Source organism: Streptomyces sp. Xyl84, from assembly GCF_059731885.1.
Map to the genome: position 1 here is coordinate 3998670 of NZ_AP029182.1, position 25743 is coordinate 4024412.

General features: G+C 73.0%; 24 protein-coding genes and 1 riboswitch. Of the genes, 12 read left to right on the forward strand and 12 right to left on the reverse strand.

Annotation, left to right across the window (positions count from 1 at the left end; genetic code table 11):
- Positions 1 to 47: 47 nt before the first annotated feature.
- Positions 48 to 623, reverse strand: coding sequence for a TerD family protein (locus tag AC6I72_RS17420; protein ID WP_366723911.1), 576 nt, complete (start codon positions 621 to 623; stop codon positions 48 to 50).
- Positions 624 to 824: 201 nt separating this feature from the next.
- On the opposite strand from AC6I72_RS17420, the gene arfB reads away from it, so the two are divergent.
- A complete protein-coding gene (gene arfB, locus AC6I72_RS17425; protein WP_498001780.1) occupies positions 825 to 1262 on the forward strand; it encodes an alternative ribosome rescue aminoacyl-tRNA hydrolase ArfB in 438 nt (145 codons plus the stop codon).
- 96 nt (positions 1263 to 1358) lie between these two features.
- Here arfB and AC6I72_RS17430 read toward each other — a convergent pair whose 3' ends face one another.
- Positions 1359 to 1928 (reverse strand): GNAT family N-acetyltransferase, encoded by a 570-nt coding sequence (locus AC6I72_RS17430; protein WP_498001781.1) that lies wholly within the window; start codon positions 1926 to 1928, stop codon positions 1359 to 1361.
- Between the two features lie 186 nt (positions 1929 to 2114).
- Entirely contained in the window at positions 2115 to 2699 is a 585-nt protein-coding gene (locus AC6I72_RS17435) for a flavin reductase family protein (RefSeq protein WP_498001782.1), read from the reverse strand.
- 367 nt (positions 2700 to 3066) lie between these two features.
- Between AC6I72_RS17435 and cdgB the strand changes: the two genes are divergently transcribed.
- Positions 3067 to 4737, forward strand: coding sequence for a diguanylate cyclase CdgB (cdgB, locus tag AC6I72_RS17440; RefSeq protein ID WP_498001783.1), 1671 nt, complete (start codon positions 3067 to 3069; stop codon positions 4735 to 4737).
- 119 nt (positions 4738 to 4856) lie between these two features.
- Positions 4857 to 5819: a carbohydrate-binding protein gene (locus AC6I72_RS17445; protein ID WP_498001785.1), complete on the forward strand. Its 963-nt coding sequence runs from the start codon at positions 4857 to 4859 to the stop codon at positions 5817 to 5819.
- A 16-nt stretch (positions 5820 to 5835) separates the two neighbouring features.
- On the opposite strand, the gene AC6I72_RS17450 is transcribed toward AC6I72_RS17445, so the two are convergent.
- The 3 genes from AC6I72_RS17450 to AC6I72_RS17460 form a co-directional block, all read right to left on the reverse strand.
- Positions 5836 to 6765, reverse strand: a complete 930-nt coding sequence (locus AC6I72_RS17450; protein WP_498001786.1) for a 1-phosphofructokinase family hexose kinase — start codon at positions 6763 to 6765, stop codon at positions 5836 to 5838.
- A 262-nt stretch (positions 6766 to 7027) separates the two neighbouring features.
- On the reverse strand, positions 7028 to 8170 hold the full coding sequence (nagA, locus tag AC6I72_RS17455; protein ID WP_498001788.1) for an N-acetylglucosamine-6-phosphate deacetylase: 1143 nt from the start codon (positions 8168 to 8170) through the stop codon (positions 7028 to 7030).
- Between the two features lie 7 nt (positions 8171 to 8177).
- Positions 8178 to 9137 (reverse strand): ROK family protein, encoded by a 960-nt coding sequence (locus AC6I72_RS17460; protein WP_498001790.1) that lies wholly within the window; start codon positions 9135 to 9137, stop codon positions 8178 to 8180.
- A 105-nt stretch (positions 9138 to 9242) separates the two neighbouring features.
- Between AC6I72_RS17460 and AC6I72_RS17465 the strand changes: the two genes are divergently transcribed.
- The 3 genes from AC6I72_RS17465 to otsB are packed head-to-tail and all read left to right on the forward strand — an operon-like array spanning position 9243 to position 11754.
- Positions 9243 to 10514, forward strand: coding sequence for an ABC transporter substrate-binding protein (locus AC6I72_RS17465; protein WP_498001791.1), 1272 nt, complete (start codon positions 9243 to 9245; stop codon positions 10512 to 10514).
- Between the two features lie 59 nt (positions 10515 to 10573).
- Complete coding sequence (locus AC6I72_RS17470; protein WP_037857011.1) at positions 10574 to 10834, forward strand: DUF3263 domain-containing protein; 261 nt, start codon at positions 10574 to 10576, stop codon at positions 10832 to 10834.
- Positions 10835 to 10884: 50 nt separating this feature from the next.
- Positions 10885 to 11754 (forward strand): trehalose-phosphatase, encoded by an 870-nt coding sequence (gene otsB, locus AC6I72_RS17475; RefSeq protein WP_498001793.1) that lies wholly within the window; start codon positions 10885 to 10887, stop codon positions 11752 to 11754.
- A gap of 43 nt (positions 11755 to 11797) precedes the next feature.
- Here the strand turns inward: otsB and AC6I72_RS17480 are convergent, their stop codons facing one another.
- Together AC6I72_RS17480 and AC6I72_RS17485 are read right to left on the reverse strand one after the other, a co-directional pair.
- Complete coding sequence (locus AC6I72_RS17480; protein WP_498001794.1) at positions 11798 to 13231, reverse strand: alpha,alpha-trehalose-phosphate synthase (UDP-forming); 1434 nt, start codon at positions 13229 to 13231, stop codon at positions 11798 to 11800.
- Positions 13232 to 13761: 530 nt separating this feature from the next.
- Entirely contained in the window at positions 13762 to 14706 is a 945-nt protein-coding gene (locus AC6I72_RS17485) for a glucosyl-3-phosphoglycerate synthase (protein ID WP_498001796.1), read from the reverse strand.
- Positions 14707 to 14929: 223 nt separating this feature from the next.
- A riboswitch (SAM riboswitch) is annotated at positions 14930 to 15103 on the forward strand.
- 17 nt (positions 15104 to 15120) lie between these two features.
- Between AC6I72_RS17485 and thrC the strand changes: the two genes are divergently transcribed.
- The 6 genes from thrC (at position 15121) to AC6I72_RS17515 (ending at position 22339) form a co-directional block, all read left to right on the forward strand.
- A complete protein-coding gene (thrC, locus tag AC6I72_RS17490; RefSeq protein ID WP_498001798.1) occupies positions 15121 to 16413 on the forward strand; it encodes a threonine synthase in 1293 nt (430 codons plus the stop codon).
- Positions 16410 to 16685, forward strand: a complete 276-nt coding sequence (locus AC6I72_RS17495; protein ID WP_498001799.1) for a MoaD/ThiS family protein — start codon at positions 16410 to 16412, stop codon at positions 16683 to 16685. The genes thrC and AC6I72_RS17495 overlap by 4 nt, the downstream gene beginning before the upstream one ends.
- Positions 16686 to 17116: 431 nt before the next feature.
- Positions 17117 to 17320, forward strand: a complete 204-nt coding sequence (locus tag AC6I72_RS17500; protein WP_004986573.1) for a cold-shock protein — start codon at positions 17117 to 17119, stop codon at positions 17318 to 17320.
- A gap of 393 nt (positions 17321 to 17713) precedes the next feature.
- Complete coding sequence (gene groL, locus AC6I72_RS17505; RefSeq protein WP_037856993.1) at positions 17714 to 19336, forward strand: chaperonin GroEL; 1623 nt, start codon at positions 17714 to 17716, stop codon at positions 19334 to 19336.
- A gap of 192 nt (positions 19337 to 19528) precedes the next feature.
- Entirely contained in the window at positions 19529 to 20692 is a 1164-nt protein-coding gene (locus AC6I72_RS17510; protein ID WP_498001801.1) for an NADH:flavin oxidoreductase, read from the forward strand.
- A gap of 174 nt (positions 20693 to 20866) precedes the next feature.
- Entirely contained in the window at positions 20867 to 22339 is a 1473-nt protein-coding gene (locus tag AC6I72_RS17515) for an MFS transporter (protein WP_498004718.1), read from the forward strand.
- A gap of 102 nt (positions 22340 to 22441) precedes the next feature.
- Here the strand turns inward: AC6I72_RS17515 and AC6I72_RS17520 are convergent, their stop codons facing one another.
- The 4 genes from AC6I72_RS17520 to AC6I72_RS17535 all read right to left on the reverse strand — a co-directional run bounded on the left by AC6I72_RS17520 (position 22442) and on the right by AC6I72_RS17535 (position 25694).
- Positions 22442 to 23020, reverse strand: coding sequence for a hypothetical protein (locus AC6I72_RS17520; protein ID WP_498001803.1), 579 nt, complete (start codon positions 23018 to 23020; stop codon positions 22442 to 22444).
- 52 nt (positions 23021 to 23072) lie between these two features.
- Complete coding sequence (locus AC6I72_RS17525) at positions 23073 to 23633, reverse strand: DinB family protein (protein ID WP_498001804.1); 561 nt, start codon at positions 23631 to 23633, stop codon at positions 23073 to 23075.
- Positions 23634 to 23708: 75 nt separating this feature from the next.
- Positions 23709 to 24683: an N-acetylmuramic acid 6-phosphate etherase gene (gene murQ, locus AC6I72_RS17530; RefSeq protein WP_498001805.1), complete on the reverse strand. Its 975-nt coding sequence runs from the start codon at positions 24681 to 24683 to the stop codon at positions 23709 to 23711.
- Positions 24684 to 24746: 63 nt separating this feature from the next.
- On the reverse strand, positions 24747 to 25694 hold the full coding sequence (locus tag AC6I72_RS17535) for a MurR/RpiR family transcriptional regulator (protein WP_498001806.1): 948 nt from the start codon (positions 25692 to 25694) through the stop codon (positions 24747 to 24749).
- Positions 25695 to 25743 lie beyond the last annotated feature (49 nt).

The following is a 25743-nucleotide window of genomic DNA, read 5'->3' on the forward strand; positions in this document are numbered from 1 at the left end:
AACCGCGACGGCGGGTCCGGGCTCCGGGGCCGGGGTGCGGCGGTCCGTCAGACGTTCACACCGAAGTCCTGGGCGATGCCCACCAGGCCCGAGGCGTAGCCCTGGCCGACCGCGCGGAACTTCCACTCCGCGCCGTTGCGGTACAGCTCGCCGAAGACCATGGCGGTCTCGGTGGCGGCGTCCTCCGACAGGTCGTAGCGGGCGATCTCCGCGCCGCCGGCCTGGTTGACGATGCGGATGTAGGCGTTGCGGACCTGGCCGAAGTTCTGGCTGCGGTTCTCGGCGTCGTAGATGGAGACCGGGAAGACGATCTTGTCGACGTCGGCCGGGAGCCCGGCGAGGTTGACGTTGATCGCCTCGTCGTCGCCCGCGCCCTCGCCGGTGCGGTTGTCACCGGTGTGGACGATGGTGCTGTCCGGGGTCTGCTTGTTGTTGAAGAAGACGAAGTGGGCGTCGGAGTACACCTTGCCCTGCGCGTTGACCGCGATGGCGGAGGCGTCCAGGTCGAAGTCCGTGCCGGTCGTGGTGCGGACGTCCCAGCCGAGGCCCACGGTGACGGCGGTCAGGCCCGGCGCTTCCTTGGTGAGCGAGACGTTGCCGCCCTTGGAGAGGCTTACAGCCATTGTTGGGAGTCCCTTCCCTCGTTGCGTGTGCGGACGAAGCTACCGCCACCTCTAGGAACGCCGAGAGGGGTCCCCATGGTTCCGGATGTCTTTACCTTTTTTACCAAGCCCGGCCCGAACGGCCCGGACCGGCGGCGGGACGGCGCGCCGCGCCGGGTGTCCGGGAAAACCCGGTGACGTGACCCGGACAGGCGCGGGACCATGGAGGGCATGTCCGGTCCCTATGTCATCCGCGGCTCCGTCGCGCTCCCCGAGGCCGAGCTGGCCTGGCGCTTCTCGCGGTCCTCGGGGCCCGGCGGCCAGCACGTCAACACCACCGACAGCCAGGTGGAACTGCGCTTCGACCTGGCGCGCACCGAGGCGCTGCCCGAGGTGTGGAAGGAGCGCGCCCTGCGGCGGCTGGCGGGCCGGCTCGTCGACGGCGTCGTCACCGTCCGCGCCTCCGAGCACCGCTCCCAGTGGCGCAACCGCGAGACCGCCGCGGTCCGCCTCGCCTCCCTCCTGGCCGAGGCCACCGCACCCCCGCCCCAGCCCCGCAGGCCCACCCGCATCCCCCGCGGCATCAACGAGCGCCGCCTGCGCGAGAAGAAACAGCGCTCGCAGACGAAACGGGGGCGGTCGGGGCGGGACTGGGGGTAGGGCGTGTTCCGGCAGTACCGCCGCCGTCCGTCCGGAGGGCGGGGCGGGCGAGGCTCCCGGAACACGCCCTGGGCCAGGCCCGCCTGGCTCCTGCCGTCAGGCGCTCGGCGCGGTGCCGGGTGCTTCCGGATCGGCCGGTTCCCCGGTCAGGTCCAGGACGCCCACCGTCTGGCCGCCGCTCGTCTCGCCGTTCGGGCGGAAGCCGAGCCGCAGGTAGAAGCGCTCCGGGCCGTCCGGGCCCGGGTGCCAGGTGACGTACATCCGGGTGGCGCCCCGGCGGCGGAGCTCGGCGGCGACGGCGTGCACCGCGAACCGGCCGTAACCGCGGCCCTGTTCCCCGGCCGCGATGTTCAGCCGCCACAGGCCGGAGCGGATCACGCTGCCGTCCAGGTGCCAGTCGATGTCGAGGAAGGCCATCAGGAAGCCCACGGGCCGCCCGCCGTCGGTGATCAGCCGCGGCCACGCGGTGCCCGGGTGGACGTAGGCCTCGGCGAGGGACTTCACCACCGGTGCGACCGCGTGCTCCTGAGCCGGGCGGACCCGGATGCCGAGCGCGGCGTCGAGGTTCCCGGGGGTGATCTCCTCCAGGCGGGGCGAGGGCGCGGGGACGGAGGCCGGGGAAGCGGAGGGAGTCGGAGCGGTGGCGGGCGCGGGAGGCGTCGTCATGCGCGCACGGTAGGCGGCCCGCGCGCCGCACGGCCACCGGATTACGGAGGCCCGGCGGCCCGCCTGCCGCACGGCCACCGCAGCACGGGCGTCCGGCGGCCGGTGTCCCGCACGGCCACCGGATCACGGGCCTCCAACGGCCCGCGCCGCGCGCGGTCACCGCGCCCCGCGGCCCCGGTCGCGGCGTCAGCCCAGGTGCCGGTAGCGGCCGCGGAAGTACATCAGCGGGCCGCCCTGTGCGCTCGGCAGCCGGGCGGACAGGACCCGGCCGACGACCAGCGTGTGGTCGCCCGCCGGGACCCGCTGCTCGGTGCGCAGCTCCAGGGTGGCCAGGGCGCCGCCCACCAGCGGGGCGCCGGACACCTCGCCGCGGACGTAGGGGATGTCCGCGAAGAGCAGGCGGTCGCTGATGCGGCCCTTCATGGCGAAGCGGCCGGCGATGTGCCGCTGGCTCTCGGCAAGGACGGACACGGCCCACAGCGGCTGCTCGGCGAGCAGGTCGTCCATGCGGGAGCCCTCGCGCAGGCTGACCAGGGCCAGCGGCGGGTCGAGGGAGACCGACAGGAACGCCGTCGCGGTCATCCCCACGTCCTCCCCGCCCGGCGCCAGCGGGTCCTCCGGGTCGAGCGGCGGCTCCTGCGCGGTCACCAGGACCACGCCCGCGGCCAGGCGGGACATCGCGGCACGGAACTCGTCGTCGGTCACCCCCTCAGCATGCCCGGGGGAGGCGGGGACGAGGGCGCGGGACGGGGCGGGGGAAGTGTTCAGCACACATCAACGCTAATGACCGGCCCGTGCCCCGCGCATCGGCCCCTGGCCCGAACCCGGTCCTAGGTCCGCGGACCCACCGTCCCGCTCGTCGCGGCTCATCGGAACCAGCGATTCCAGCCCGTTCCCGCGATCTCTCGTGCATCATGGCCGCACAGCACAAGTTTGCGTTCAGTGAACACTTCGGAAAAAAGCAGAAACTCCACTCAATTGCTCACGTTCAGTTGTGACTTGAGTCACAAGGGGCGGGAATTGTTGACCCTGTGTACCGAGTGGGCTTCGCGCTGTGATTCAGTGGCGTGGACCGCACGGCACGATACGCCGAAGAGAACCCTTTGATTCACTGCGAGGTCTCGGGGGGAGGGCGAGCATGGAGACCGAGTCGGAGCCCTATGTCCGTCTTGCGACCCTGCGGCAACTGCACCAGGTCATGGCGGACATGAACACCGCGCGCAGCCTGGCCGACACACTGCAGACCGTGGCCGACGGCGTCGTGACCGGCCTCGGCTACGAACTGGCCTGCGTCAACCTCGTACGCCCCGACGGCGACCTCGTCGTGGCCGCCTTCTCCGGCAATCCCGCCGCCGAGGCCCTCATCACCGGCCGGGTCGGCTCCCGTGAGTCCTGGGACCGCCGCCTGGCCATGGGCGAGGCCTGGGGCGACCTGGTCTTCATCCCGCACACCGAGGGCTGGGTCCTCGACGACGACGACGTCCCGCAGTGGTACACCGACGGGCCCGCTCCCCGCTTCGAGGACGAGTGGCACCCCTCCGACCGCCTCTTCGCCCCCATGTACGCGCCCGGCGCACCCGCCGGCTCCCCGGGCGAGCTGCTCGGCGTGCTTTCCGTGGACCGGCCGCGGGGCGGCCGCCGCCCCGGCGCCTGGGGCCGCGAGGCTTTGCAGGTGTACGCGTTCCAGGCGGCCATCGCGATCAGCAACGCCCGGCTGCGCGCCAACATGCAGCGCGCCCTGGTCCGGCTGGAACGCGACCAGCAGGCCCTGCGCGCCAGCGAGGAGAGCTTCCGGCAGGCCTTCGAGTACGCCCCCTCCGGCATGGCCATCGCCGAGATGGGCGGCGACCAGCACGGCCGGATCCTGCGCACCAACGACGCCCTGTGCCGCCTGCTGGGCCGCCCCGCCTCCGCGATGCGCCGCTACTCCTTCTCCGACCTCGTCCACCCCGAGGACATAGGCACCCTGCTGCGCACCTCCGCCGAGGGCGGCCGGGCGGAGCTGCGCCTGGGCCGCCGCGACGGCACCTACGTCTGGGTGTCCCTGCGCAACTCCGTCGTCGCGGACGCCGCCGACGGCCCCCGCTTCCTGCTCACCCACGTCGAGGACATAGAGGAGCGCAAGCGCCGCGAGCTGCACCTCGCCCACCGCGCCTCCCACGACTCCCTCACCGGCCTGCCGAACTCCGCCGAACTGCGCTCCCGGCTCTCCGCGCGCCTGTGCCGCCGCTCGCACTCAGCGCTCCCCGGCGACCTGGAGTCCCTGGACGCCGCGTACGGCCACCCGGCGTACGCCACCGCCGGCGCCGGACACGACCACGGCTTCGACTTCGACGCCGGCCCGCAGGCCTACGACGCCTACGACCACCACGTGCACACCGTCGCCCCCGAGGGCGACCGGGACGACGGCACCAAGGGGCTCGCCGTCCTCTTCTGCGACCTCGACGGTTTCAAGTCGATCAACGACCGGTTCGGGCACAACGCGGGCGACGCCGTCCTCATCGAGGTGGCCCGGCGCCTGTCCAACGGCGTGCGGGACGGCGACACCGTGGCCCGGCTCGGCGGCGACGAGTTCGTGATCCTCGCCGACGGCCTCGGCCGCGCCGACGCCGAGGACCTCGCCGTGCGCCTGCGCAACGAGATCATCCAGCCCATCCGCGCCGAGGGCCGGGCCGTCCGGGTCGGTGCCAGCTTCGGCATCGGATGGGCACATTGCGGGATGACGGCGGACGAAGTGCTGAAGTCCGCGGACGAACGGATGTACGTCGAGAAACGATCTCGTCCCAAACAGCACAGGCGCGCCGGGTAAAGCGCTGGTCAGCGGGAGGGTGCGGGGTGAGTCACCCGTTCGGCCCCAGGGGAGCGGGTAGGCTCGGTCCAATCTCACGACGTACTGCACCCGACCCGCACTGTTGAGGAGACCAAGGGATGACGCCCGGCGAAAACGGCCCGAGCACGCCCGAGGACGACGACCCGTTCGGCTACCTGTACGCCGACGGGCAGGCCAACGGAGCCCAGCCGCCCTCCGGCGGTTACGGCTACCCCGGCTCGGTCAACCGGGTCCGCGCCGTCGGCCAGCGTCAGTACGGCCAGCAGACGCAGCAGACGCCGCAGGCCCCCACGGCGGCCTACGGCCAGGTCCCGCAGCAGGGCGGTTACGGCCAGCCGAACGCCCACTACGCCGCGCCGGAGACCCTGCCGGGCGGCGCGCAGCCGCCCCGGCAGCAGCCGGGCCGGGGCAGCGGCGGTGGCGGTGGCCGCCGGGGTCCCAACACCAAGGGCCTGCTGATCGGCGCCGTCGCGGTGGTCGCCGCCGTCGTCATCGGCATCAGCGTCGCCATGATCGGCGACAAGTCCGACGAGAAGGGCGACGCCACGGCGGGCGGCTCGACCCCCACGGCTGCCCAGAGCAGCGGTCCGGCCCCGTCACCGAGCAGCAGCGTGGCCGCCGACGGCGAACTCCCGAAGATCGACGCGAAGGCCCTGCTGCTGGGCGGCGGCGCGACCACCGCCTCCGACGTCAAGGGCGCCCAGGCGGCCGACGGCGTCTACGTCAACAACTTCGACAAGCCCGGCGCCTCCGTCACCTGGACGGTCAACGGCATACCGGAGGACGGCAAGTACAGCGTTTACATCGGCTACAGCGTGCCCGGCAAGGACGGCAAGGCCACCCTCACGGTCAACGGCACCCCGTCCACCACGGCCGTGAAGCTGAAGAACTGGGCGGGCGCGGGCGACGGGGACTACGAGAAGGGCTGGACGAAGACCTACAACTGGCTCCAGCTCAACAAGGGCACGAACACCCTCAAGATCTCGTGCGAGCAGGGCGACCAGTGCGACGCCTACCTCGACCAGCTGTGGCTGGTGAAGGGCTGGGTCGGGGGCTCCTGAGCCTGGCGGGCGGTCCTCACGCCGCGCTGACCTGCCCCGTCACCGCCACCCGCCCCAGCAGCTTCTCGTAGGCCGCGCGGTCGAACTCGCCGGCCGTCGGGGACAGCACCGTCGCCGCGGACAGGGCGACCGCGCGGGCCAGGCGGTCCGGCCAGGGCAGCTTCTCCACCAGGCCGGAGAGCAGGCCCGCGACCGCCGAGTCGCCCGCGCCGGTCGGGTTGCCGTGGACGCGGGCGGGCGGGGCGGCCCGCCACATGCCCTCGGGGGTGTGCGCGAGCAGGCCCTCGGCGCCGAGGGAGGCGATGACCGTGCGGGCGCCGCGCCTGCGGGCGTCCTGCGTGGCGCGCAGCGGCTCGTGGGAGCCGGTCAGCTCGGCCAGTTCGTCGGCGTTCGGCTTGATGATGTCGGGGCGGGCGGCCAGGCCGCGGCGCAGCGCCTCCCCGCTGGTGTCCAGCAGGACGGGCACGCCCGCCGAGCGCGCGGCGCGCACCAGTCCCGCGTACGCGCCCACCGGCAGTCCCGGCGGCAGGCTGCCGCACAGCGCCACCGCAGCCACGGAGGGCAGCAGGCCCTCGTAGGCGTCCTGGAAGGCGGACCACTCGGCGGCGGTGACGAGCGGGCCCGGCTCGTTGAGCTGGGTGGTGTCGCCGGTGTGCTCGTCGACCACCGCCACCGTGCGCCGGGTCGCGCCGGCCACCGGGACCAGTGCGTCCGTCACCCCGGGCTCGGCAGCGAGCCCGGCGTGCACCTCGCGCCCGGTGGCACCGCCGGCGAAGCCGGTGACCGTCACCTGGTGGCCGAGGGCCGCCAGGACCCGGGCCACGTTGATGCCCTTGCCGCCGGGCCGCTCGGTCACCTCCGACACGCGGTGCGAGGTGTGGGGCCGCAGGGACGGCACCCGGTAGGTGATGTCGAGAGCGGTGTTCAGCGTGACCGTGAGGATCACGTGGGCCGGCCTCCCCCGAGTAAGTGCGCTCGTCACGCACGTGCGCCTGTCACGATGGTCCGGCGGTCCGCCGGAGCTTCGATCATGCCAAACGGACGGCGAACCGCCCACCCCCCGTACGGTCACGGCGTCCGGGGCGGACGGCCGCGTACCGCACGGAGCGCCACGGCGGTGCGGGACGGAGCACCGTACGAGCACCGCGCGCGTGCTGTACGAGCGCCGCGCGAGCGCCGCACGGAGCGCCGCCCCGGGGCCGGGCGGATCAGCCCAGCCGGGGGTCGACCACCCATTCACCGCGCCGCATGACGCCCTTGAGGACGAAGTCCTCGTCGAGCAGCACCAGGTCGGCGTCCTTGCCGGGCTCCAGGGAGCCGACGCGGTCGTCCATGCCGAGCAGCCGGGCCGGGTTGGCGGACAGCGCGGCCACCACGTCCTCGACCGGCAGCCGGTCGACGGTGACCGCGCGCCGCAGCGCCCGGTCCAGGGTGAGCGTGGAGCCCGCGATCGAGCCGCCCTCGACCAGCCGGGCCACGCCGTCGGTGACCTGGACCTCCAGGGGGCCGAGCAGGTAGCGGCCGTCGCCGGAGCCGGCGGCGTCCATGGCGTCGGTGATGAAGGCGACCCGGGCGGCGCCCGCGTGGTGGAAGGCCAGTTCCAGGGCGGCGGGGTGCAGGTGGACGCCGTCGTTGATCAGCTCGACGGTGACCCGCTCGTCCTCCAGCAGAGCGGTGATCGGGCCCGGCGCGCGGTGGCCGAGCGGCGGCATCGCGTTGAACAGGTGGGTGGCGACGGTGGCTCCGGCGTCGATCGCCTCGACCGTCTGCTCGTAGGTGGCGTCGGTGTGCCCGATCGCCGCGATCACGCCGTGCTCGGCGAGCAGCCGGACGGAGTCCAGGCCGCCGGGCAGCTCGGTGGCGAGCGTGACCATCTTGGCGTGGCCGCGGGCCGCGTCGACCAGCTTGCGCACGTCGGCCGGGTCCGGGTGGCGCAGCAGCGCCTCGGAGTGGGCGCCCTTGCGGCACGGGGAGATGAACGGACCCTCGAAGTGGATGCCCGCGATCTCGCCCTGCTCGGCCAGCTCGGACAGGAGCCCGGCCTGGTGGGTGAGCAGGTCCATCTCGTCGGTGACGGTGGAGGCGACGAGGGTGGTGGTGCCGTGCGCGCGGTGGGCGCGGACGGCGGTCATGACGTCCTCGGCCGAACCGGAGAAGGCCGCGCCGCCGCCGCCGTGGTTGTGGAGGTCGACGAAGCCGGGGACCAGCCAGTGGCCGGTGACGTCGACGGTCTCGGCGCCGCGCGGGGCGTCCGCGGCGATCCGCGTGCCGTCGACGACCACACGGCCGCCGTCCGCGATCCCGGTGGGCAGCACCACCCGGGCTCCGTCGAGAACCTTGCTGGGGGCCATCTGGTGGCTACCTCCGGTCAGTCGTGGAAGGGGAAGAGGGGGCCGGCGCGGCGGTGCCGAGGAGGTCCCAGGCGAGCAGGCCCGCGCCCAGGCATCCGGCGGTGTCGCCGAGGGCCGCGGGGACGATGGTGGGGAGTTTCTGGAAGGTGACCCGCTGCCGGACGGCGTCCCGCAGCGGCGCGAAGAGCGTCTCGCCGGCCTCGGCGAGACCGCCGCCGATGATGAGCGTGCGCGGGTCGAGCAGGGTGAGCGCGGTGACCAGGCCGTCGGCGAGCGCGTCCACGGCCTCCTGCCACACCGCGCGGGCCCGCGCGTCGCCGGACTCCACGGCCTTGGCGCAGTCCGCCGCGTCCGCGTCCGGATCGCCGCACGCCGTCGCCCAGGCCAGGCTGACCGCGGAGGCGGAGGCGAACCGCTCCAGGCAGCCGCGCTGGCCGCAGGGGCAGGGGGTGCCGCCGGGCCGGACGACGATGTGCCCGATCTCGCCGGCGAAGCCGTGCGCGCCCGCCTCCACCCGGCCGTCGATGCCGATGGCGCCCGCGATGCCGGTGCCCAGCGGGACGAACAGGAACCGGTCGGCGCCCTTGCCCGCGCCGATCCGGCCCTCGCCGAGGCCGCCGGTGCGCACGTCGTGGCCGAGGGCGACGGGGGTGCCGAGCCGTTCGGCGAGCAGGTCGCGCAGGGGTACGTCGTGCCAGCCGAGGTTGGCCGAGTAGGCGGCGACGCCCCGCACCTCGTCGACGATGCCGGGGACGGCGACGCCCGCCGCGGCGGCCGGCCGGCCGAAACGCTCGGCGCCGAGGGCGCGCAGTTCGGCGGCGAAGCCGAGGATGCCCTCGACGACGGCGTCGGGGCCGCGCTCGCGGCCGGTGGGCCGGCGCGCCTGGTGGAGCAGCCCGCCGTTCTCGTCGACCAGTGCGGCCTTCATGCCGGTGCCGCCCACATCGAGCGCGATGACGTGTCTCACGCGGAACAGTGTGGCCCTTGGACCCGCGAGAGGTCTAGTCCACTGGCCTGGTGTAGACCTATCGTGTCCACATGGTGAACGCGAGACGGTTGGGGCGGGAACGCAGTGCAGCGGCGTAGGGCAGGAATGATCGCGGCGGTGTCCGCGCTGGGCATGACCTCGGTCCTCGGCGGCTGCGGGAGCACCGGATCCTCCGACGTCACCCTCAAGCTGGTCGCCGCCGACTACGGCGACTCCTCGGCCAACGGTTCCCAGAAGTACTGGGACAGGCTGGCCCGTGACTACGAGTCCCAGCACTCCGGGGTGAAGGTCGACGTCAAGGTCTACTCCTGGACCGACGTCGACCGCAAGGTCAAGGAGATGGTCGACGCCGGGGACCCGCCGGACATGGCCCAGATCGGCGCGTACGCCGACTACGCCTCCCAGGACCTGCTCTACAAGGCGGACGACCTGCTCTCCATAGCCGTGCAGGCCGACTTCCTCGACCAGCTCTCCGAGGCCGGGCAGGTGCGCCACCTGCAGTACGGCATCCCGTTCGCCGCCTCCACCCGCGTGCTCTTCTACAACAAGACGCTCTTCTCCCAGGCGGACCTCACCCCGCCCAGGACCTGGGACCAGCTCGCCGCCGACGCCGAGGCGCTGAAGGCCAAGGGCGTGAAGTACCCCTACGCGCTGCCGCTCGGCCCCGAGGAGGCGCAGGCCGAGACGATGCAGTGGCTGCTGAGCGGCGGCGCCGGCTACACCGACGACATCGGCACGTACACCATCAACTCCCCGCAGAACGCCGAGACGTTCACCTGGCTCAAGGACGAACTGGTCGGCAAGGGCCTGACCGGTCCCGTCGCGCCCGGCAAGCTCAACCGCGCCGACGCCTTCGACGCCTTCGCCAAGGGCCAGGTCGGCATGCTCAACGGCCACCCCACGCTGATGAAGAAGGCCACGCAGGCGGGCGTGAAGTTCGGCATGGTGCCGGTGCCGGGCAGGGACGGCACGCCCAAGGCGACCATGGGCGTCACCGACTGGATGATGGCCTTCAAGAAGGGCGGCCACAAGAAGGAGATCGGGGACTTCCTCGACTTCGTCTACAGCGAGAAGAACGTCCTGGACTTCTCCCGCGAGTACGACCTGCTGCCCGTCACCACCTCCGCCTCCGAGGCGATGGCCGCGGCCCCGCAGGACAAGAACCTGTGGCCGTTCCTCCAGGAACTGTCCCTCGCCCAGCTCTACCCGGCGGGCAAGACGTCCTGGGCGCAGGTCAGCGCCGAGGTCAAGAAGCGCATCGGCGGCACGGTCACCCCCGGCGGCGACCCGACGGGCGTCCTCAACCAGCTCCAGACCCTCGCCTCGGAGGCCGAGGCCAGGGAGAACGCGGGCTGAGCCGGCCGGGTCCGGGCTCCGCCCGCCGCGTTGTCGGTGGCCGGGGTTACCGTGCCCGTATGGACGTGGACGACGACGCGGGCGGCGAGCGGGAGCCGGGTCTCGGGCTGCGGGAGCGGGAGATCCTCGCCCTGGAGCGGCGGGGCTTCACCGGCCCCGGCCTGAAGGAGCGCGCGATACGCGAGGAACTCGGGCTCTCCCCGGTCCGCTACTACCAGCTCCTCAACGCCCTGCTCGACGACACGCGCGCCCTGGCGCACGACCCGGTGACCGTCAACCGGCTGCGCCGTGTGCGTCAGGCGCGACGGTCGGAGCGCTGAGCCGCGGCCGCCGAGGAGTGGGCCCGGCCGTGTGTGGATAGGTTCGGCGTATGGGCCACGACACCGACTCGACCAACCCCGCCCCCGACGCCCCCGCCCTGCCGACACCCGTCACGCGGGCCGGACGGGACGGGCTCGCCGCGCTGCTCGCGCGGCCGGAGCGCGCGGTGATCGCGCTCGACTTCGACGGCACGCTCGCACCGATCGTGCCCGACCCGGACCAGGCCAGGGCGCAGCCGGGCGCGGTGCCCGCCCTGGCCGCGCTCGCCCCGAAGGTGGCCGCCGTGGTGGTGGTCACCGGCCGCCCCGCCGGGGTGGCGGTGCGGCACGGCGGCTTCGCCGGCGTCCCCGGCCTGGACCACCTCGTCGTCCTCGGCCACTACGGCGCCGAACGCTGGGACGCGGCCACCGGCACCGTCACCGCCCCGGCCCCGCACCCCGGCGTCGCCGCCGTCCGCGCCGAGCTGCCCGGCTTCCTGGACCGGATCGGTGCCTGGCAGGGCACCTGGGTCGAGGAGAAGGGCCGCTCCCTGGCCGTGCACACCCGCCGCGCCGAGGACCCCCAGGCCGCCTTCGACGCCCTGCGCGAACCCCTCGCCGGCCTGGCCGCCCGCCACGGCCTGATCGTCGAACCCGGCCGGATGGTCCTCGAACTGCGCCCGCCGGGCATGGACAAGGGCGTCGCCCTCCTGGACCTCGTCCGCGGCCTCGGCGCGGGCTCCGTCCTCTACGCCGGGGACGACCTCGGCGACCTGCCCGCCTTCACCGCCCTCGACAAGCTCCGCTCCGACGGTCTGCCGGGCGTCCTGGTGTGCAGCGGCAGCACGGAGGTGACCGAACTGTCCGAGCGGGCCGACCTGGTGGTCCCGGGCCCGGCGGGAGTGGTGGAACTCCTCGGCGCCCTGGCGGCGCACGCCTGAGCCCCGGGGCCGGCGCGGGCGCCCGGGGCGGTGGAGGACCGGGTCAGCCCGCGTTCAGCTCGTGCAGCTGGTCCAGGAACCACTGGGCCGGCGGGAGCGCGGTGGCCGCCGCGGCCAGGCGGCCCGTGCGTTCGGACCGTTCCGTGCCGGGCATGCTCAGCGCCTCGTGCAGCGCCGCCGCCGTGCCCGCCACGTCGTACGGGTTGACCACCAGCGCGTCCTCGCCCAGCTCGGCGTAGGCGCCCGCCTCCCGGGACAGCACCAGCGCGCACCCCGAGTCGGAGATCACCGGGACCTCCTTGGCGACCAGGTTCATCCCGTCCCGGATGGGGTTGACCAGCGCCACGTCCGCGATCCGGTAGGCCGCGAGCGAGCGGGCGAAGTCGTCCTTGACGTGCAGGACGACCGGCGTCCACCCGGGCGTGCCGAACCGCTCGTTGATCTCCTCCGCCAGCCGCCGCACCTCGGCCGTGTACTCCCGGTAGACGGCGAGGTCCTGCCGTGAGGGGTAGGCGAAGGCGACGTGCACCACCCGTTCGCGCCACTCGGGGCGGTCCTGGAGCAGCTGCCGGTACGCCAGCAGCCCGCGCACGATGTTCTTCGACAGCTCGGTGCGGTCCACCCGGACGATCGTCCGGCGGGCCCCGCCGTCCGGGGCGGCGCCGATCTCCTCGCGCAGCGCCGCCATCCGCTCCTTGACGTCGGCCCGGTGCGAGCGTTCGCGCAGGAACTCCGCGTCCGCGCCGAGTCCGTGCACCCCGACGCGGGTGCCGCCGAGCCCGCCGGCCAGTGTCTCGCAGCACTGCGCGAAGGCGTCCGCCCACCGCTGGGTGAGGAAGCCGAGCCGGTCCGCGCCCAGCATGCCGCGCAGCACCTGCTCGGCGATGTCGTCGGGGAGCATCCGGAAGTAGTCCACGGGCGCCCACGGCGTGTGCGAGAAGTGCCCGATCCGCAGATCCGGCCGGAAATCGCGCAGCATGCCCGGGACCAGCGTGAGGTGGTAGTCCTGCACGAGCACGGCCGCGCCCTCGGCGGCCTCCTCGGCCAGCGCCTCGGCGAACGCCCGGTTGTAGGCCTCGTACGAGGCCCACTTGCGCCGGAACTCCGCGTCGAAGACGGGCTCCAGCGGGGTCTGGTAGAGCATGTGGTGGACGAACCACAGCACCGAGTTGGCGATGCCGTTGTAGGCGTCGGAGAAGACGTCCGGGGCGATGTCGAGCATCCGCACCCGCTGGCCGCCGGTGTCCTCGGCCGGCAGCCGCCGGCCGTCCTCGAAGCGCCGTACGGCCTCCCGGTCGGCGTCGCCGAGCGCGGCGCACACCCAGACCGCGCCCGCGTCCGGGCCGATCGCGGAGAGACCGGAGACCAGCCCTCCGCCGCCGCGTTTCGCGTGCAGGGAGCCGTCCTCGCGCAGATCGTACGAAACCGGCCCGCGATTGGACGCGACCAGCACTTCGGCACCGTGCGTTGCAGCCATGGTCCTCAACCTAGCCCGGCTTTCGAACGCTCAAACGTACGCGGCGGCGGCCCGCCCCCGCCGCGGGCCCGGTCCCGGCCACCCGTCCGGTCGCGGCCCGCACCCGGGTCCGGTCACCCGCGCGAAGGCCCGCACCAGGGCCCGGGCACCCGCCCCGCGGCCCCCTCCGGTGAGGCCACCCGTCCGGGGGCCCGGTGCAGGTGCGGACCGCCCGCCCCGCGGCGCGCACCAGGTACCGGCCATCGCCGCACGGCGGTCCTCGGCCCTGGCCCGCTTCGGGTTCAGGTCACCCCGCCCGGCGGCCCGCATCAGCTCCCGGCCGCGTCCGGCGGCCCGGCACCGGGTCCCGCCCCCGTCCGGCGGCCGGGCGCGGGTTCAGGTCACCCGTCCGGCGGCCCGCATCAGCTCCCGGCCGCGTCCGGCGGCCCGGCACCGGGTCCCGCCCCCGTCCGGCGGCCGGGCGCGGGTTCAGGTCACCCGTCCGGCGGCCCGCGCCGGGTCCTGGCGATGCGCCCCCGGCCCGCTTCGGGTCAGGCCACCCGGCGGGCCGCGTACTCCGCGATCTCCGTCATCGGGGGGCGTTCCTCGGTGTCCACCGAGTACGTACGCGGCTCGAAGCCGTCCGCGCCCCGCTCGAACTGCGTGAGCGAGGGGCGGAGCAGGTGGCCGCGGGCCAGGCGGAGCTGGGCGGTGCGGTAGATCGCGGCGGACATCCGGCCGAGCGCCTGCCCGTCCTGGTGGCGGTGGATGCGCTCGCCGACGTCCACCTGGGCGAGCGCGTCCAGGCCGACCAGGTGCAGCGCGTCGACGAGCATGCCCAGCTCGACGCCGTACCCGACGGGGAACGGCAGTTGCTCCAGCAGCGAGCGGCGGGCCGCGTACTCACCGCCGAGCGGCTGCACGAATCCGGCCAGCTGCGGCCAGTGCATGTTGAGCAGCGGCCGGGCCATCAGCTCGGTGACCCGGCCGCCCTGCCCGGCGGCGGTGCCCAGCGGGCGGTCGTACATCGCCTTGACCAGCTGCACCTCCGGATCGGTGAGCAGCGGCCCGACGATGCCGGTGACGAAGTCGGCGGAGAACTCCCGCAGGTCGGCGTCGACGAAGCAGACGACGTCCCCGCGGGTCACCAGCAGCGAGCGCCACAGCACCTCGCCCTTGCCGGGCACCGCGGGGATGCGGGGGAGGATCGCGTCGCGGTGCACCACCCGGGCGCCCGCCGCGGCGGCCACCGCCGAGGTGCGGTCGGTGGAGCCGGAGTCGACCACGACGAGTTCGTCGACCAGCGGGGTCCGCGCCATCAGGTCGCGGCGGATCACGGAGACGATGTCGCCGACCGTCTCCTCCTCGTTCAGCGCGGGCAGCACGACGCTGACCGAGGAGCCGCTCGCGCGTTTGGCGGCCAGCACGCCGTCGAGCGGCCGATCGGCGACGGACCAGGACCGTGTCCTCAGCCAGCGCTCGACTTCTTCCAGCACGGTCGGTGACTCCTCACTCCTGCTCGGCTCGCCGCGGCCCGCTGCCCGGCCCGGATCACATCATCGTGTGATCTGTCTCGCGGTTCGGACGACCGTCTCGCCCCGTCCTGGCCGTCGGTTACAGTCTTGAACAACGCGGACGACGCTCGCATGCCGGGGTCGCCGCGACCTGCCACCGCGTGATCGCGCAGCGGGACACAACAGCAGGACCTCAACCGAATACCGCTCATCCAGAGGGGCAGAGGGACACGGCCCGATGAAGCCCCGGCAACCCTCCAGCCGGTCTCGTACCGACGGATCGCTGTACGTCAGCCGTCCGCTCGCCACCGCGGGGCTCCCGGCTAGGGAAGGTGCCAAATCCGTCTCACGGCGAGATGCGTCGTGAGGAAGATGAGGAGAAAGGGCCTCGCCTCCATGGCTGTGCAGACAGTTGCCACCAGCACCGACACCCCCTCCGTCGACCTCGGCCCCGCCGCGGCGCTCAGCTGCCGCGAGTGCGGTCACCGCGTCCCGCTGGGCCCGGTCTTCGCCTGCGAGGAGTGTTTCGGCCCGCTGGAGATCGCCTACGACTTCTCGGGCTACGACACCGAGGAACTGCGCAAGAGGATCGAGGCCGGTCCGGCGAACATCTGGCGCTACGCCCCGCTGCTGCCCGTCCCCGCCGACGTGGCCGGCAAGCCGAACCTCAACCCCGGCTGGACCAAGCTCGTCCAGGCCGACCACCTCGCCGCCGAACTCGGCGTCGACGCCGGCAAGCTCTTCGTCAAGGACGACTCCGGCAACCCGACGCACTCCTTCAAGGACCGCGTCGTCGCCCAGGCCCTGGAGGCCGCCCGTGCCTTCGGCTTCACCACCCTGTCCTGCTCCTCCACCGGCAACCTGGCCGGTGCCGTCGGCGCCGCCGCCGCCCGCGCCGGCCTGCGCTCGTGCGTGTTCATCCCGCACGACCTGGAGCAGGGCAAGGTCGTCATGGCCGCGGTCTACGGCGGCGAGCTCGTCGGCATCGAGGGCAACTACGATGACGTGAACCGTTTCTGCTCCGAGCTGATCGGCGACCCGGCCGGCGAGGGCTGGGGCTTTGTCAACGTCAACCTGCGGCCGTACTACGCCGAGGGCTCCAAGACGCTGGCGTACGAGATCTGCGAGCAGCTCGGCTGGCGGCTGCCGGACCAGATCGTCGTCCCGATCGCCTCCGGCTCGCAGCTCACCAAGGTCGACAAGGGCCTGCGCGAGCTGATCGCGCTCGGGCTGGTCGAGGACAAGCCGTACAAGATCTTCGGCGCGCAGGCCGAGGGCTGCTCGCCGGTGTCCACCGCCTTCAAGGCCGGGCACGACGTCGTCCGGCCGCAGAAGCCGGACACCATCGCCAAGTCCCTCGCCATCGGCAACCCCGCCGACGGGCCGTACGTGCTGGACATCGCGCGCCGCACCGGCGGAGCGGTGGAGGATGTGACGGACGCGCAGATCGTCGACGCGATCAAGCTGCTCGCCCGCACCGAGGGCATCTTCGCGGAGACCGCGGGCGGTGTGACGGTCGGTGTCACGAAGAAGCTGATCGAGGCCGGCGTCCTCGACCCGACGAAGACCACCGTCGTCCTGAACACGGGTGACGGCCTGAAGACCCTGGACGCGGTGGCCGGCACCGGTCTGACCGCCACCATCCGCCCGACCCTGGACTCCTTCCGAGAGGCTGGCCTCGCATCATGAGCGTGACCGTTCGCATCCCCACCATCCTGCGCACCTACACCGGCGGGCAGGCCGAGGTGAGCGCCGAGGGCGCCACGCTCGCCGATGTCATCTCCGACCTGGAGAAGAACCACACGGGCATCGCCGCGCGCGTGCTGGACGACCAGGGCAAGCTGCGCCGCTTCGTCAACGTCTACGTCAACGACGACGACGTGCGTTTCGAGCAGGGCCTCCAGACGGCGACCCCGGACGGCGCCGGCGTCTCGATCATCCCGGCGGTCGCCGGCGGCTGACCATTACCGTAGGTAATGGCGCTCACCGAGCGTGCCGTGAATTGCCCCCTCCGCGAGAGAAGCGGAGGGGGCAATTCCATGTGATTGAGCGCGGTAGAGTTGGGGAACGCGCCCCTGATCTTCGGGATGAGCGCCTGTTGATTCCTGCCGCCCGCCGATGAGAAGCAGCCAAAATGCGCGGGTATTCTGCGGCATTTGTCGTGCTTTGTGGGGCCCGACTTGCCCGGGGATCGACTGAATTCTCGTCACATTCCGGACCGCTCCCGCCCGGAATTCTCGTCCGATTGACCTGTTGCAGACGGCAGTTGGACAGATACATTCAGCCGCGGTCGACGCGTTCCGGCGCACGCCCCCGATCCACGGGGGGTGAGGTCTGACCCGGATCCGCGAAGTGCGGATCTGTGCAAGGGCCAGTAATAGGGGAGTTAGGCATGGCTCAGGGCACCGTCAAGTGGTTCAACGCGGAGAAGGGGTACGGCTTCATCGCGGTCGACGGTGGTGCGGACGTCTTCGTCCACTACAGCGCGATCCAGATGGACGGCTACCGCACGCTGGAAGAGGGCCAGCGGGTCGAGTTCGAGATCTCGCAGGGTCAGAAGGGCCCGCAGGCCGACATGGTTCGCGTCACCGCCTGAACGTACGTCACACGAAGGGCCCACACCCCCACGGGGGTGTGGGCCCTTCGTCCGTTCCCGCCCGGCCGCCCCGCCCGGCCGCCCCGCCCGACCGGCACGGCCCCCGTTCGTCCCCGGCTGATCCGGTACGCGCGCACCCCCGGCGCGCGCGCCCTCCCGTCACCCGACCACCACCCCTCATCGAGCCCGCTTCGCGGGCGGACCTTGCACTCGGGCATGCCGAGTGCTAATCATTGGCGTTAGCACTCTGAAGGTGAGAGTGACAACGAAGGACCGGGTCGGTGAGGCCCGCAGGCCGTGTGGGGCAAGGAACCACAAGGCCGGCGAGCCGTCCGTCGCGGGCGCGGGCGCGGTCCGAAGGAATCACCCCCAGTCCTGGAGGGACCACTTCACATGGCCAAGATCATCGCGTTCGACGAGGAGGCGCGGCGCGGCCTCGAGCGCGGCATGAACCAGCTCGCGGACGCCGTCAAGGTGACGCTCGGCCCCAAGGGTCGCAACGTCGTCCTCGAGAAGAAGTGGGGCGCGCCCACGATCACCAACGATGGTGTCTCCATCGCCAAGGAGATCGAGCTCGAGGACCCGTACGAGAAGATCGGCGCCGAGCTGGTCAAGGAAGTCGCCAAGAAGACGGACGACGTCGCCGGTGACGGTACGACCACCGCGACCGTGCTCGCCCAGGCCCTGGTCCGCGAGGGCCTGCGCAACGTGGCCGCCGGTGCCAACCCGATGGCCCTGAAGCGCGGTATCGAGAAGGCCGTCGAGGCCGTCTCCGCCGCCCTGCTCGACCAGGCCAAGGAGGTCGAGACCAAGGAGCAGATCGCCTCCACCGCCTCCATCTCCGCTGCCGACACCCAGATCGGCGAGCTGATCGCCGAGGCCATGGACAAGGTCGGCAAGGAAGGCGTCATCACCGTCGAGGAGTCGCAGACCTTCGGTCTGGAGCTCGAGCTCACCGAGGGCATGCGCTTCGACAAGGGCTACATCTCCGCCTACTTCGCGACCGACATGGAGCGCATGGAGGCGGTGCTCGAGGACCCGTACATCCTCATCGCCAACTCCAAGATCTCCTCGGTCAAGGACCTGCTCCCGCTCCTGGAGAAGGTCATGCAGTCGGGCAAGCCGCTGCTGATCATCGCCGAGGACGTCGAGGGCGAGGCCCTGTCGACCCTGGTCGTCAACAAGATCCGCGGCACCTTCAAGTCCGTCGCCGTCAAGGCCCCGGGCTTCGGCGACCGCCGCAAGGCCATGCTCGGCGACATCGCCATCCTCACGGGCGGCGAGGTCATCTCCGAGGAGGTCGGCCTCAAGCTGGAGAACGCCACCCTCGACCTGCTGGGCAAGGCCCGCAAGGTCGTCATCACCAAGGACGAGACCACCATCGTCGACGGTGCCGGCTCCTCGGAGCAGGTGGGCGGCCGTGTCAACCAGATCCGCGCCGAGATCGAGAACAGCGACTCCGACTACGACCGCGAGAAGCTCCAGGAGCGCCTGGCGAAGCTCGCGGGCGGCGTGGCCGTCATCAAGGCCGGTGCCGCCACCGAGGTGGAGCTGAAGGAGCGCAAGCACCGCATCGAGGACGCCGTGCGCAACGCCAAGGCGGCCGTCGAGGAGGGCATCGTCGCCGGTGGTGGCGTGGCCCTGCTGCAGGCCTCCCAGGTGTTCGAGAAGCTGGAGCTGGAGGGCGACGAGGCCACCGGTGCCGCCGCCGTCAAGCTGGCGCTCGAGGCCCCGCTGAAGCAGATCGCCGTCAACGCCGGCCTCGAGGGCGGTGTCGTGGTGGAGAAGGTGCGCAACCTGACCCCGGGCCACGGCCTGAACGCCGCGACCGGCGAGTACGTCGACCTGGTCGCCGAGGGCATCATCGACCCGGCCAAGGTGACGCGCTCCGCGCTGCAGAACGCCGCGTCGATCGCCGCGCTGTTCCTCACCACCGAGGCCGTCATCGCCGACAAGCCGGAGAAGGCCGCCGCGGCCGCTCCGGGCGGCATGCCGGGCGGTGACATGGACTTCTGATCCCGCGCGGATCAGGCTCGTCCTTGCCGAGGGCGGCACTCCCTGGAGACAGGGGGTGCCGCCCTCGGGCGTGTCCGGGGCGGCGGCCCGCCCGGAAGACGGAGGCGGTGACTCCTTCCCATACCATTCGGTATGCATACCGCCCGGTATGCAGCCGGCAGGTCTTCACCGTCCTTCCGAGGAGCCCCCCGTATGACCCCCACCCCCACCCCCACCCCCACCCCCGGCCCCGTCCCCGGACCCACGTCCGCCTCGCGGGCGGCCCGCGTCCTCTCCCGTCCCGTCACCCTGAACGGCCTGACCGTCCCCAACCGGATAGTCATGGCCCCGATGACCCGCCGGTTCTCGCCGGGCGGTGTCCCGGGCGAGGACGTGCACTCCTACTACGCCCGCCGGGCCGCCGCCGGGGTGGGCCTCATCGTCACCGAGGGCACGTACGTCGGGCACCCCTCGGCGGGGGAGAGCAGCAGGGTGCCGCGCTTCCACGGGGAGGAGCAGCTCGCGGCCTGGGAGAAGGTCGCCGGGGCCGTGCACGCGCAGGGCGGCACGATCGTCCCCCAGCTGTGGCACGTCGGCATGGTCCGCCAGGAGGGACGGCCGCCCTTCCCGGACGCGCCCCCGGTCGGCCCGTCCGGGCTGCGTCTGGACGGTACCGAGGGCGGCCGGGCGATGACGCGGTCCGACCTGGACGACGTGATCGGGGCCTTCGCCGAGGCGGCGGGCGCGGCGCAGCGCCTCGGCTTCGACGGCGTGGAGATCCACGGCGCCCACGGCTACCTGCTGGACCAGTTCCTGTGGGCCGGCACCAACCGACGTACGGACGGCTACGGCGGTGATCCGGTGGCCCGGACCAAGTTCGCGGCGGAGGTCGTCGAGGCGGTCCGCGCGGCCGTCTCGCCCGCCTTCCCGGTCCTCTTCCGCTACTCGCAGTGGAAGCAGGAGGCCTACGATGCCCGGCTCGCCGCGACGCCGCAGGAGCTGGAGGCGATCCTGGCCCCGCTGGCGGCGGCCGGGGTGGACGCCTTCCACGCCTCCACCCGCCGGTACTGGCTCCCCGAGTTCGAGGGCTCCGACCTCAACCTGGCGGGCTGGACGAAGAAGCTCACCGGCAGGCCGGTCATCACCGTCGGCTCGGTCGGCCTCCAGGGCGGCGACTTCCTCCGGGGCCTGCGGGGGGAGGGCGCCGCGGTCGGCGGCATCGACAACCTGCTGGACCGGCTGGAGCGCGAAGAGTTCGACATGGTCGCCGTGGGCCGGGCGCTGCTCCAGGACCCCGAGTGGGCCGCGAAGGTGCTCACCGACCGCACCGCGGACCTGAAGCCGTTCGACGCGGCGGCACTGACCACCCTGAGCTGACCCCCGCGGGACCCGTCCCGCCTCCACGGCAGGCCCGGCAGCGGGCCCCCGGGGAGACGGGGCGGGGTCCGGGCGCGCTGCCGGACGGAGGGCGGATTTCGCTTGCTTAAGTCAATCAAATCGAATTATGGTTGCTTGAGTCAAGTACCCCTGCGCTCCCCGGAGACCTCTTCCATGTCCGACGGACCTGCCCGGCCCACCGCGGCCGGGGCCCTGCCCAGACCCAACGCCATCGTGGCCGTCCTGGCCTTCGGCGGCATCGTGGTCTCGCTGATGCAGACCCTGGTGATCCCGATCGTCTCGGAGCTGCCGAAGCTGCTGCACGCCTCCGCGTCGGACGCCGCCTGGGTCGTCACCGCCACCCTGCTCGCCGCCGCCGTCGCCACCCCGGTGACGGGCCGCCTCGGTGACATGTACGGCAAGCGCCGCATGCTGCTGGTCAGCCTGGCCATGCTGGTGACCGGCTCGGTCACCGCCGCGCTCAGCGACTCCCTGGCCCCGATGGTCGTCGGGCGCGCCCTGCAGGGTCTGGCCTCCGGTGTGATCCCGCTCGGCATCAGCATCATGCGCGACGAACTGCCCGCCGAGCGGCTCGGTTCGGCGACCGCGATGATGAGCGCCTCGCTCGGTGTCGGCGGCGCCCTCGGTCTGCCCGCCGCCGCGGTCATCGCCGAGAACTTCGACTGGCACGTCCTGTTCTGGGCCTCGGCGGCCCTGGGCGCCGTCGCGGCGGTCCTCGTGCTGCTGCTCGTACCCGAGTCGCAGGTGCGCTCCGGCGGCCGCTTCGACGCCGTGGGCGCCATCGGCATGGCGGCGGGGCTGATGTGTCTGCTCCTGGGGGTCTCCAAGGGGGCCGACTGGGGCTGGGGCAGCGGCCGGACGCTGGGCCTGTTCGCCGCGGCCGTCGTGATCCTGCTCGCCTGGGGAGCCTTCGAGCTGCGCGTCCCGGCCCCGCTGGTGGACCTGCGCACCACGGCCCGCCGCCAGGTGCTGATGACCAACCTGGCCTCCATCGCGATCGGCTTCGCGATGTTCTCCATGTCCCTGGTCATCCCGCAGCTGCTCCAGCTGCCCGCGCAGACCGGTTACGGCCTCGGCAAGTCGCTGCTCACCACCGGCCTGGTCATGGCCCCGTCCGGGCTGGTGATGATGGCGGTGGCCCCCTTCTCGGCCTCCCTGTCCCGGGCCCGCGGGCCCAAGGTGACCCTGATGACCGGCGCTCTCATCGTGGCCGCCGGGTACGGCCTGAACATCGTCCTCATGGACCAGGTGTGGCACTTCGTGCTGGCGCCCTGCGTCATCAGCGCGGGCATCGGCTTCACCTACGGGGCGATGCCCACGCTCATCATGGGCGCCGTGCCCGCCTCCGAGACGGGCGCGGCCAACAGCCTCAACACGCTGATGCGGTCCATCGGCACGTCGACCGCCAGCGCGGTCGCCGGTGTGGTCCTCGCCCACCTCACCACGCGCTTCGGCCCCTACGCGCTGCCCTCGGAGAACGGTTTCCGCACCGTCCTGGCGCTGGGCGCGGGCGCCGCCCTGCTCGGCTTCCTCATCGCCGCCTTCATCCCGGGCCGGGGCGCGGCCGCGGCGGTGACGCCGGTGGCGGCGGCCGGGGAGTCCAAGGCGTCCGAGGTGAAGGCCTGAACCGGGAGTGAAGCCGGGCGCCGGGGTGAGGGCGCGGGCCGGGAGTGGAGGAGTGGGCCGCCGGACCAGTGTCCAGGCCCGCCCCTCACCCCGCCCCGCGACCTACAGGTTGCCCATCGGCTCGATGTCCGCCCGTACCGGGGTGCCCCAGACGCGTACCACCTCGTAGTCGGTGAACTCGTGCACCAGCCGGTAGGCCGTCGCCGCGCGGGGGGAGCGCTGCTGGGCCGAGAGGAACAGCTCCGCCTCGCGCCGTTCCCGGCGCGGGGTGCCGCACAGCTGCCACTCCCGGCCGTTCCACAGCTCCGGCAGCCAGCGCTGCTGGGCCTGGGGACGGTCCTCGCGCACGCCGTAGCGGGTGGGGGCGCTCTCGCCGGACGCCGAGGCGGCCGATCGGCGGGGGCCGCCCTCGTACTGGGCCCGGCGGGCGGCGCGGCGCCGGGTCTCGCACAGCAGGCACAGGTCGGGCGCGTCCTGGTCGACGGGCCCGCCGGGATGCTCGGCGCACCGGGTGGCGGGCCTGTCCTGCGAGACGCTCTCCTCCAGCAGGTCGAGCGCCCGCCGCAGATCCGCCTTGATCTCGTGCAGCCGGGCGTCCGGGGTCTCGGCGTTCAGCTCCTCGCCGTGCTCCCCGACCACCCGCAGGGCCCGCCCGAGCGCCGTCAGCTGTGCGTGGTTCATACCGGCCAGCGTCGCACACGGCACCGCCCGGGCGGCGGCCCCCCGGGGGTGGTCAGCCCATGCTCTTCGCGCCGTCCAGCGCCTCGCGGACGATGTCGGCGTGACCGGCGTGCTGCGCGGTCTCGGCGATGATGTGCAGCAGCACCCGGCGGGCCGACCAGTGGGTGTCGGGCTCGAACCAGGGGGTCTTGGGCAGCGGCTGCTCGGCGTCCAGGTCGGGCAGGGAGGCGACCAGCTCGTCGGTGATGCGGGCCGCCTCCGCGTAGGCCGCCCGCAGCCCGTCCAGGGTGTCACCGGGCAGCATGCGGAAGTCGTCCGCGCGCCGGGCGAAGTCCTCCTCGGTCATGGCGGAGAAGTCGGGCATCGCGGAGGGACCCTTCACGATGAACGCCGCCCACGCCCGCTCCACCGACGTGACGTGCTTGATCAGGCCGCCCAGGCACAGCTCGCTGGTGGTGGTGCGCCGGCCGGCCTGCTCGTCGGTGAGGTCACGGGTGGTGAAGGTCAGGAAGTGACGCTGCTTGGCCAGCGCCTGCAGCAGGTCCGCGCGCTCACCGGTGACGGCCGGCGCGGCGGGGCTCACGGTGCCGGCGTTCTGCGTCGTCTCGCTCATGGTCTCGGCCTTCCGCCAGAGTGGTGTTCCCTCGGTCGACGACCACGGTACGGACGATCTAGGTCAGGTCGTGTCCTACACCACGCCGGCGCTCCTGCCGTTCTCCGGCCGCGGCTCGGCCGCGCCGGCCGCCAGCGCGGCCCGCAGATGACCGCCCGACCGGGCGAGCAGGCGGGCCGCGGCCGGGCCGTCCACCCCGGAGAGCAGGACCAGGATGGCGTCCTTCACCTCGCCGTCCGTGGCCGTCAGCGCCCGCTCGATCTCCTCGTCCGGCGCGCCCGTGGCCAGGGCGACGATCCGCCGGGAGCGGGCGCGCAGTTTGTCGTTGGAGGCGCGTACGTCGACCATCAGGTTCCCGTACGTCTTGCCCAGGCGGATCATCGTGATCGTCGAGAGCATGTTCAGGACGAGCTTCTGGGCCGTGCCCGCCTTCAGCCGGGTGGAGCCGGTGAGGAGTTCGGGTCCGGTGACGATCTCGATGCCGTGCTCGGCGGCGGCGGCCAGCGCGCTGTGCGCGTTGCAGGCCAGGCCGATGGTCAGCGCGCCCAGCGCGCGGGCGTGCTCGACCGCGCCGATCGCGTACGGGGTGCGGCCGGAGGCCGAGATGCCGACCACCGTGTCGTCGGGGCCGAGACCGAGGGCGTCGAGTGCCTCCACGGCCAGCTCCCGGGAGTCCTCCGCTCCCTCGACGGAGGTCACCATCGCCTCCGGACCGCCCGCGATCAGACCGACGACCTGCCCCGGGTCGGTGTTGAAGGTCGGCGGGCACTCGGAGGCGTCCAGCACCCCGAGCCGCCCGGCGGTGCCCGCGCCCGCGTAGATCAGCCGGCCGCCGCGCGCCATCCGCTCGGCGACCGCGTCGATCGCGGCGGCGATCTGCGGCAGCCGCTCGGCGACGGCGGCGGGCACGGCCGCGTCCTCGGCGTTCATCAGCCGCGCGATCTCCAGCGTGGGCAGCCGGTCGATCTCGGACAGTTCAGGACGGAACGCCTCGGTCGTCAGCGACTCCAGCTCGGCGCGCAGCTGACGGTAGGGGGAGGGGGAGGTCATGGGGGTGGCTCTCTCCGTGCGGTACGGGTGCGGTGGGGCCGGCGGTGCCGGGGCGGGCGGTGGTCACGAACGCTGGGGGCCGCCCCGCGGACTGTGGCGGTGCGCCAGCGCCTCGTACGACGCCGCCAGCGCCGGTGCCGCCGTCTCGTACGTCCGCTGGGCCACCCCGACGAACAGGCAGTCCACGACGAGCAGTTGACTGGTCCGGGAGGACATCGCGGCCGGGCGCAGCTCGCTCTCCCGGGAGGTGGCGGTGGTCAGCACGTGGTCGGCGTACTGGGTGACGGGCGCGTCGGGGCGGCCGGTGATGGCGACGGTGGTCGCGCCGCGCTCGAAGGCCGCCCGCAGCGGTTCGATCACGTCCCCGGTCGAACCCGAGTGGGTGATCGCGATGGCGACGTCGCCCGTGCGCAGTTGCACCGCGTTGGTGACGGCCAGGTGCGGGTCGCTGTGCCCGTGCGCTATCAGCCCTATGCGCAGCAGCTTCTGGGTGAGGTCCTGGGCGACCAGGCCGGAGGCCCCGATGCCGTACACGTCCGTACGGCGGGCGGCGGCCAGGGCGGCGACGGCCGCGCCGAGCTGGACCGTGTCCAGTCCGGCGGCCGTGTCGGCGAGGGTCTGCTGCTCCTCGTAGGCGAGTTTGGCGACGACGTCCGCGATGGGGTCGTCGACGGCGATGTCGGTGGTGATGGCGGGGGCGCGGCCGGACTGCTGCTGGGCGGCGAGGCCCGCGAGCGCGAGGCGCAGGTCGCGGTAGCCGGGGTAGCCGAGCAGCCGGGCGGTCCGTACGACCGTCGCCTCGCTGGTGCCGGTCAGTTCGGCGAGGCCGGTGACGGTCAGGGCCGCGCAGCCGGCCGGGTCGTGGGCCACGGCTTCGGCGACGCGCTGCATGGAGCGGGTCATGGACGGCGCGAGGGTGCGTACCTTGGCCGCGAGGGCGGCGGGAGCGGGAGGCGTGAGGCCTGCGGCGGCGCCCGAACCTGCGAAAATTTCCTTCACGTCCTGGGTCACGTATGAAAGATATTTTCTGTCCGGGTGTGCGGTCAAGGGTGCGCACGCG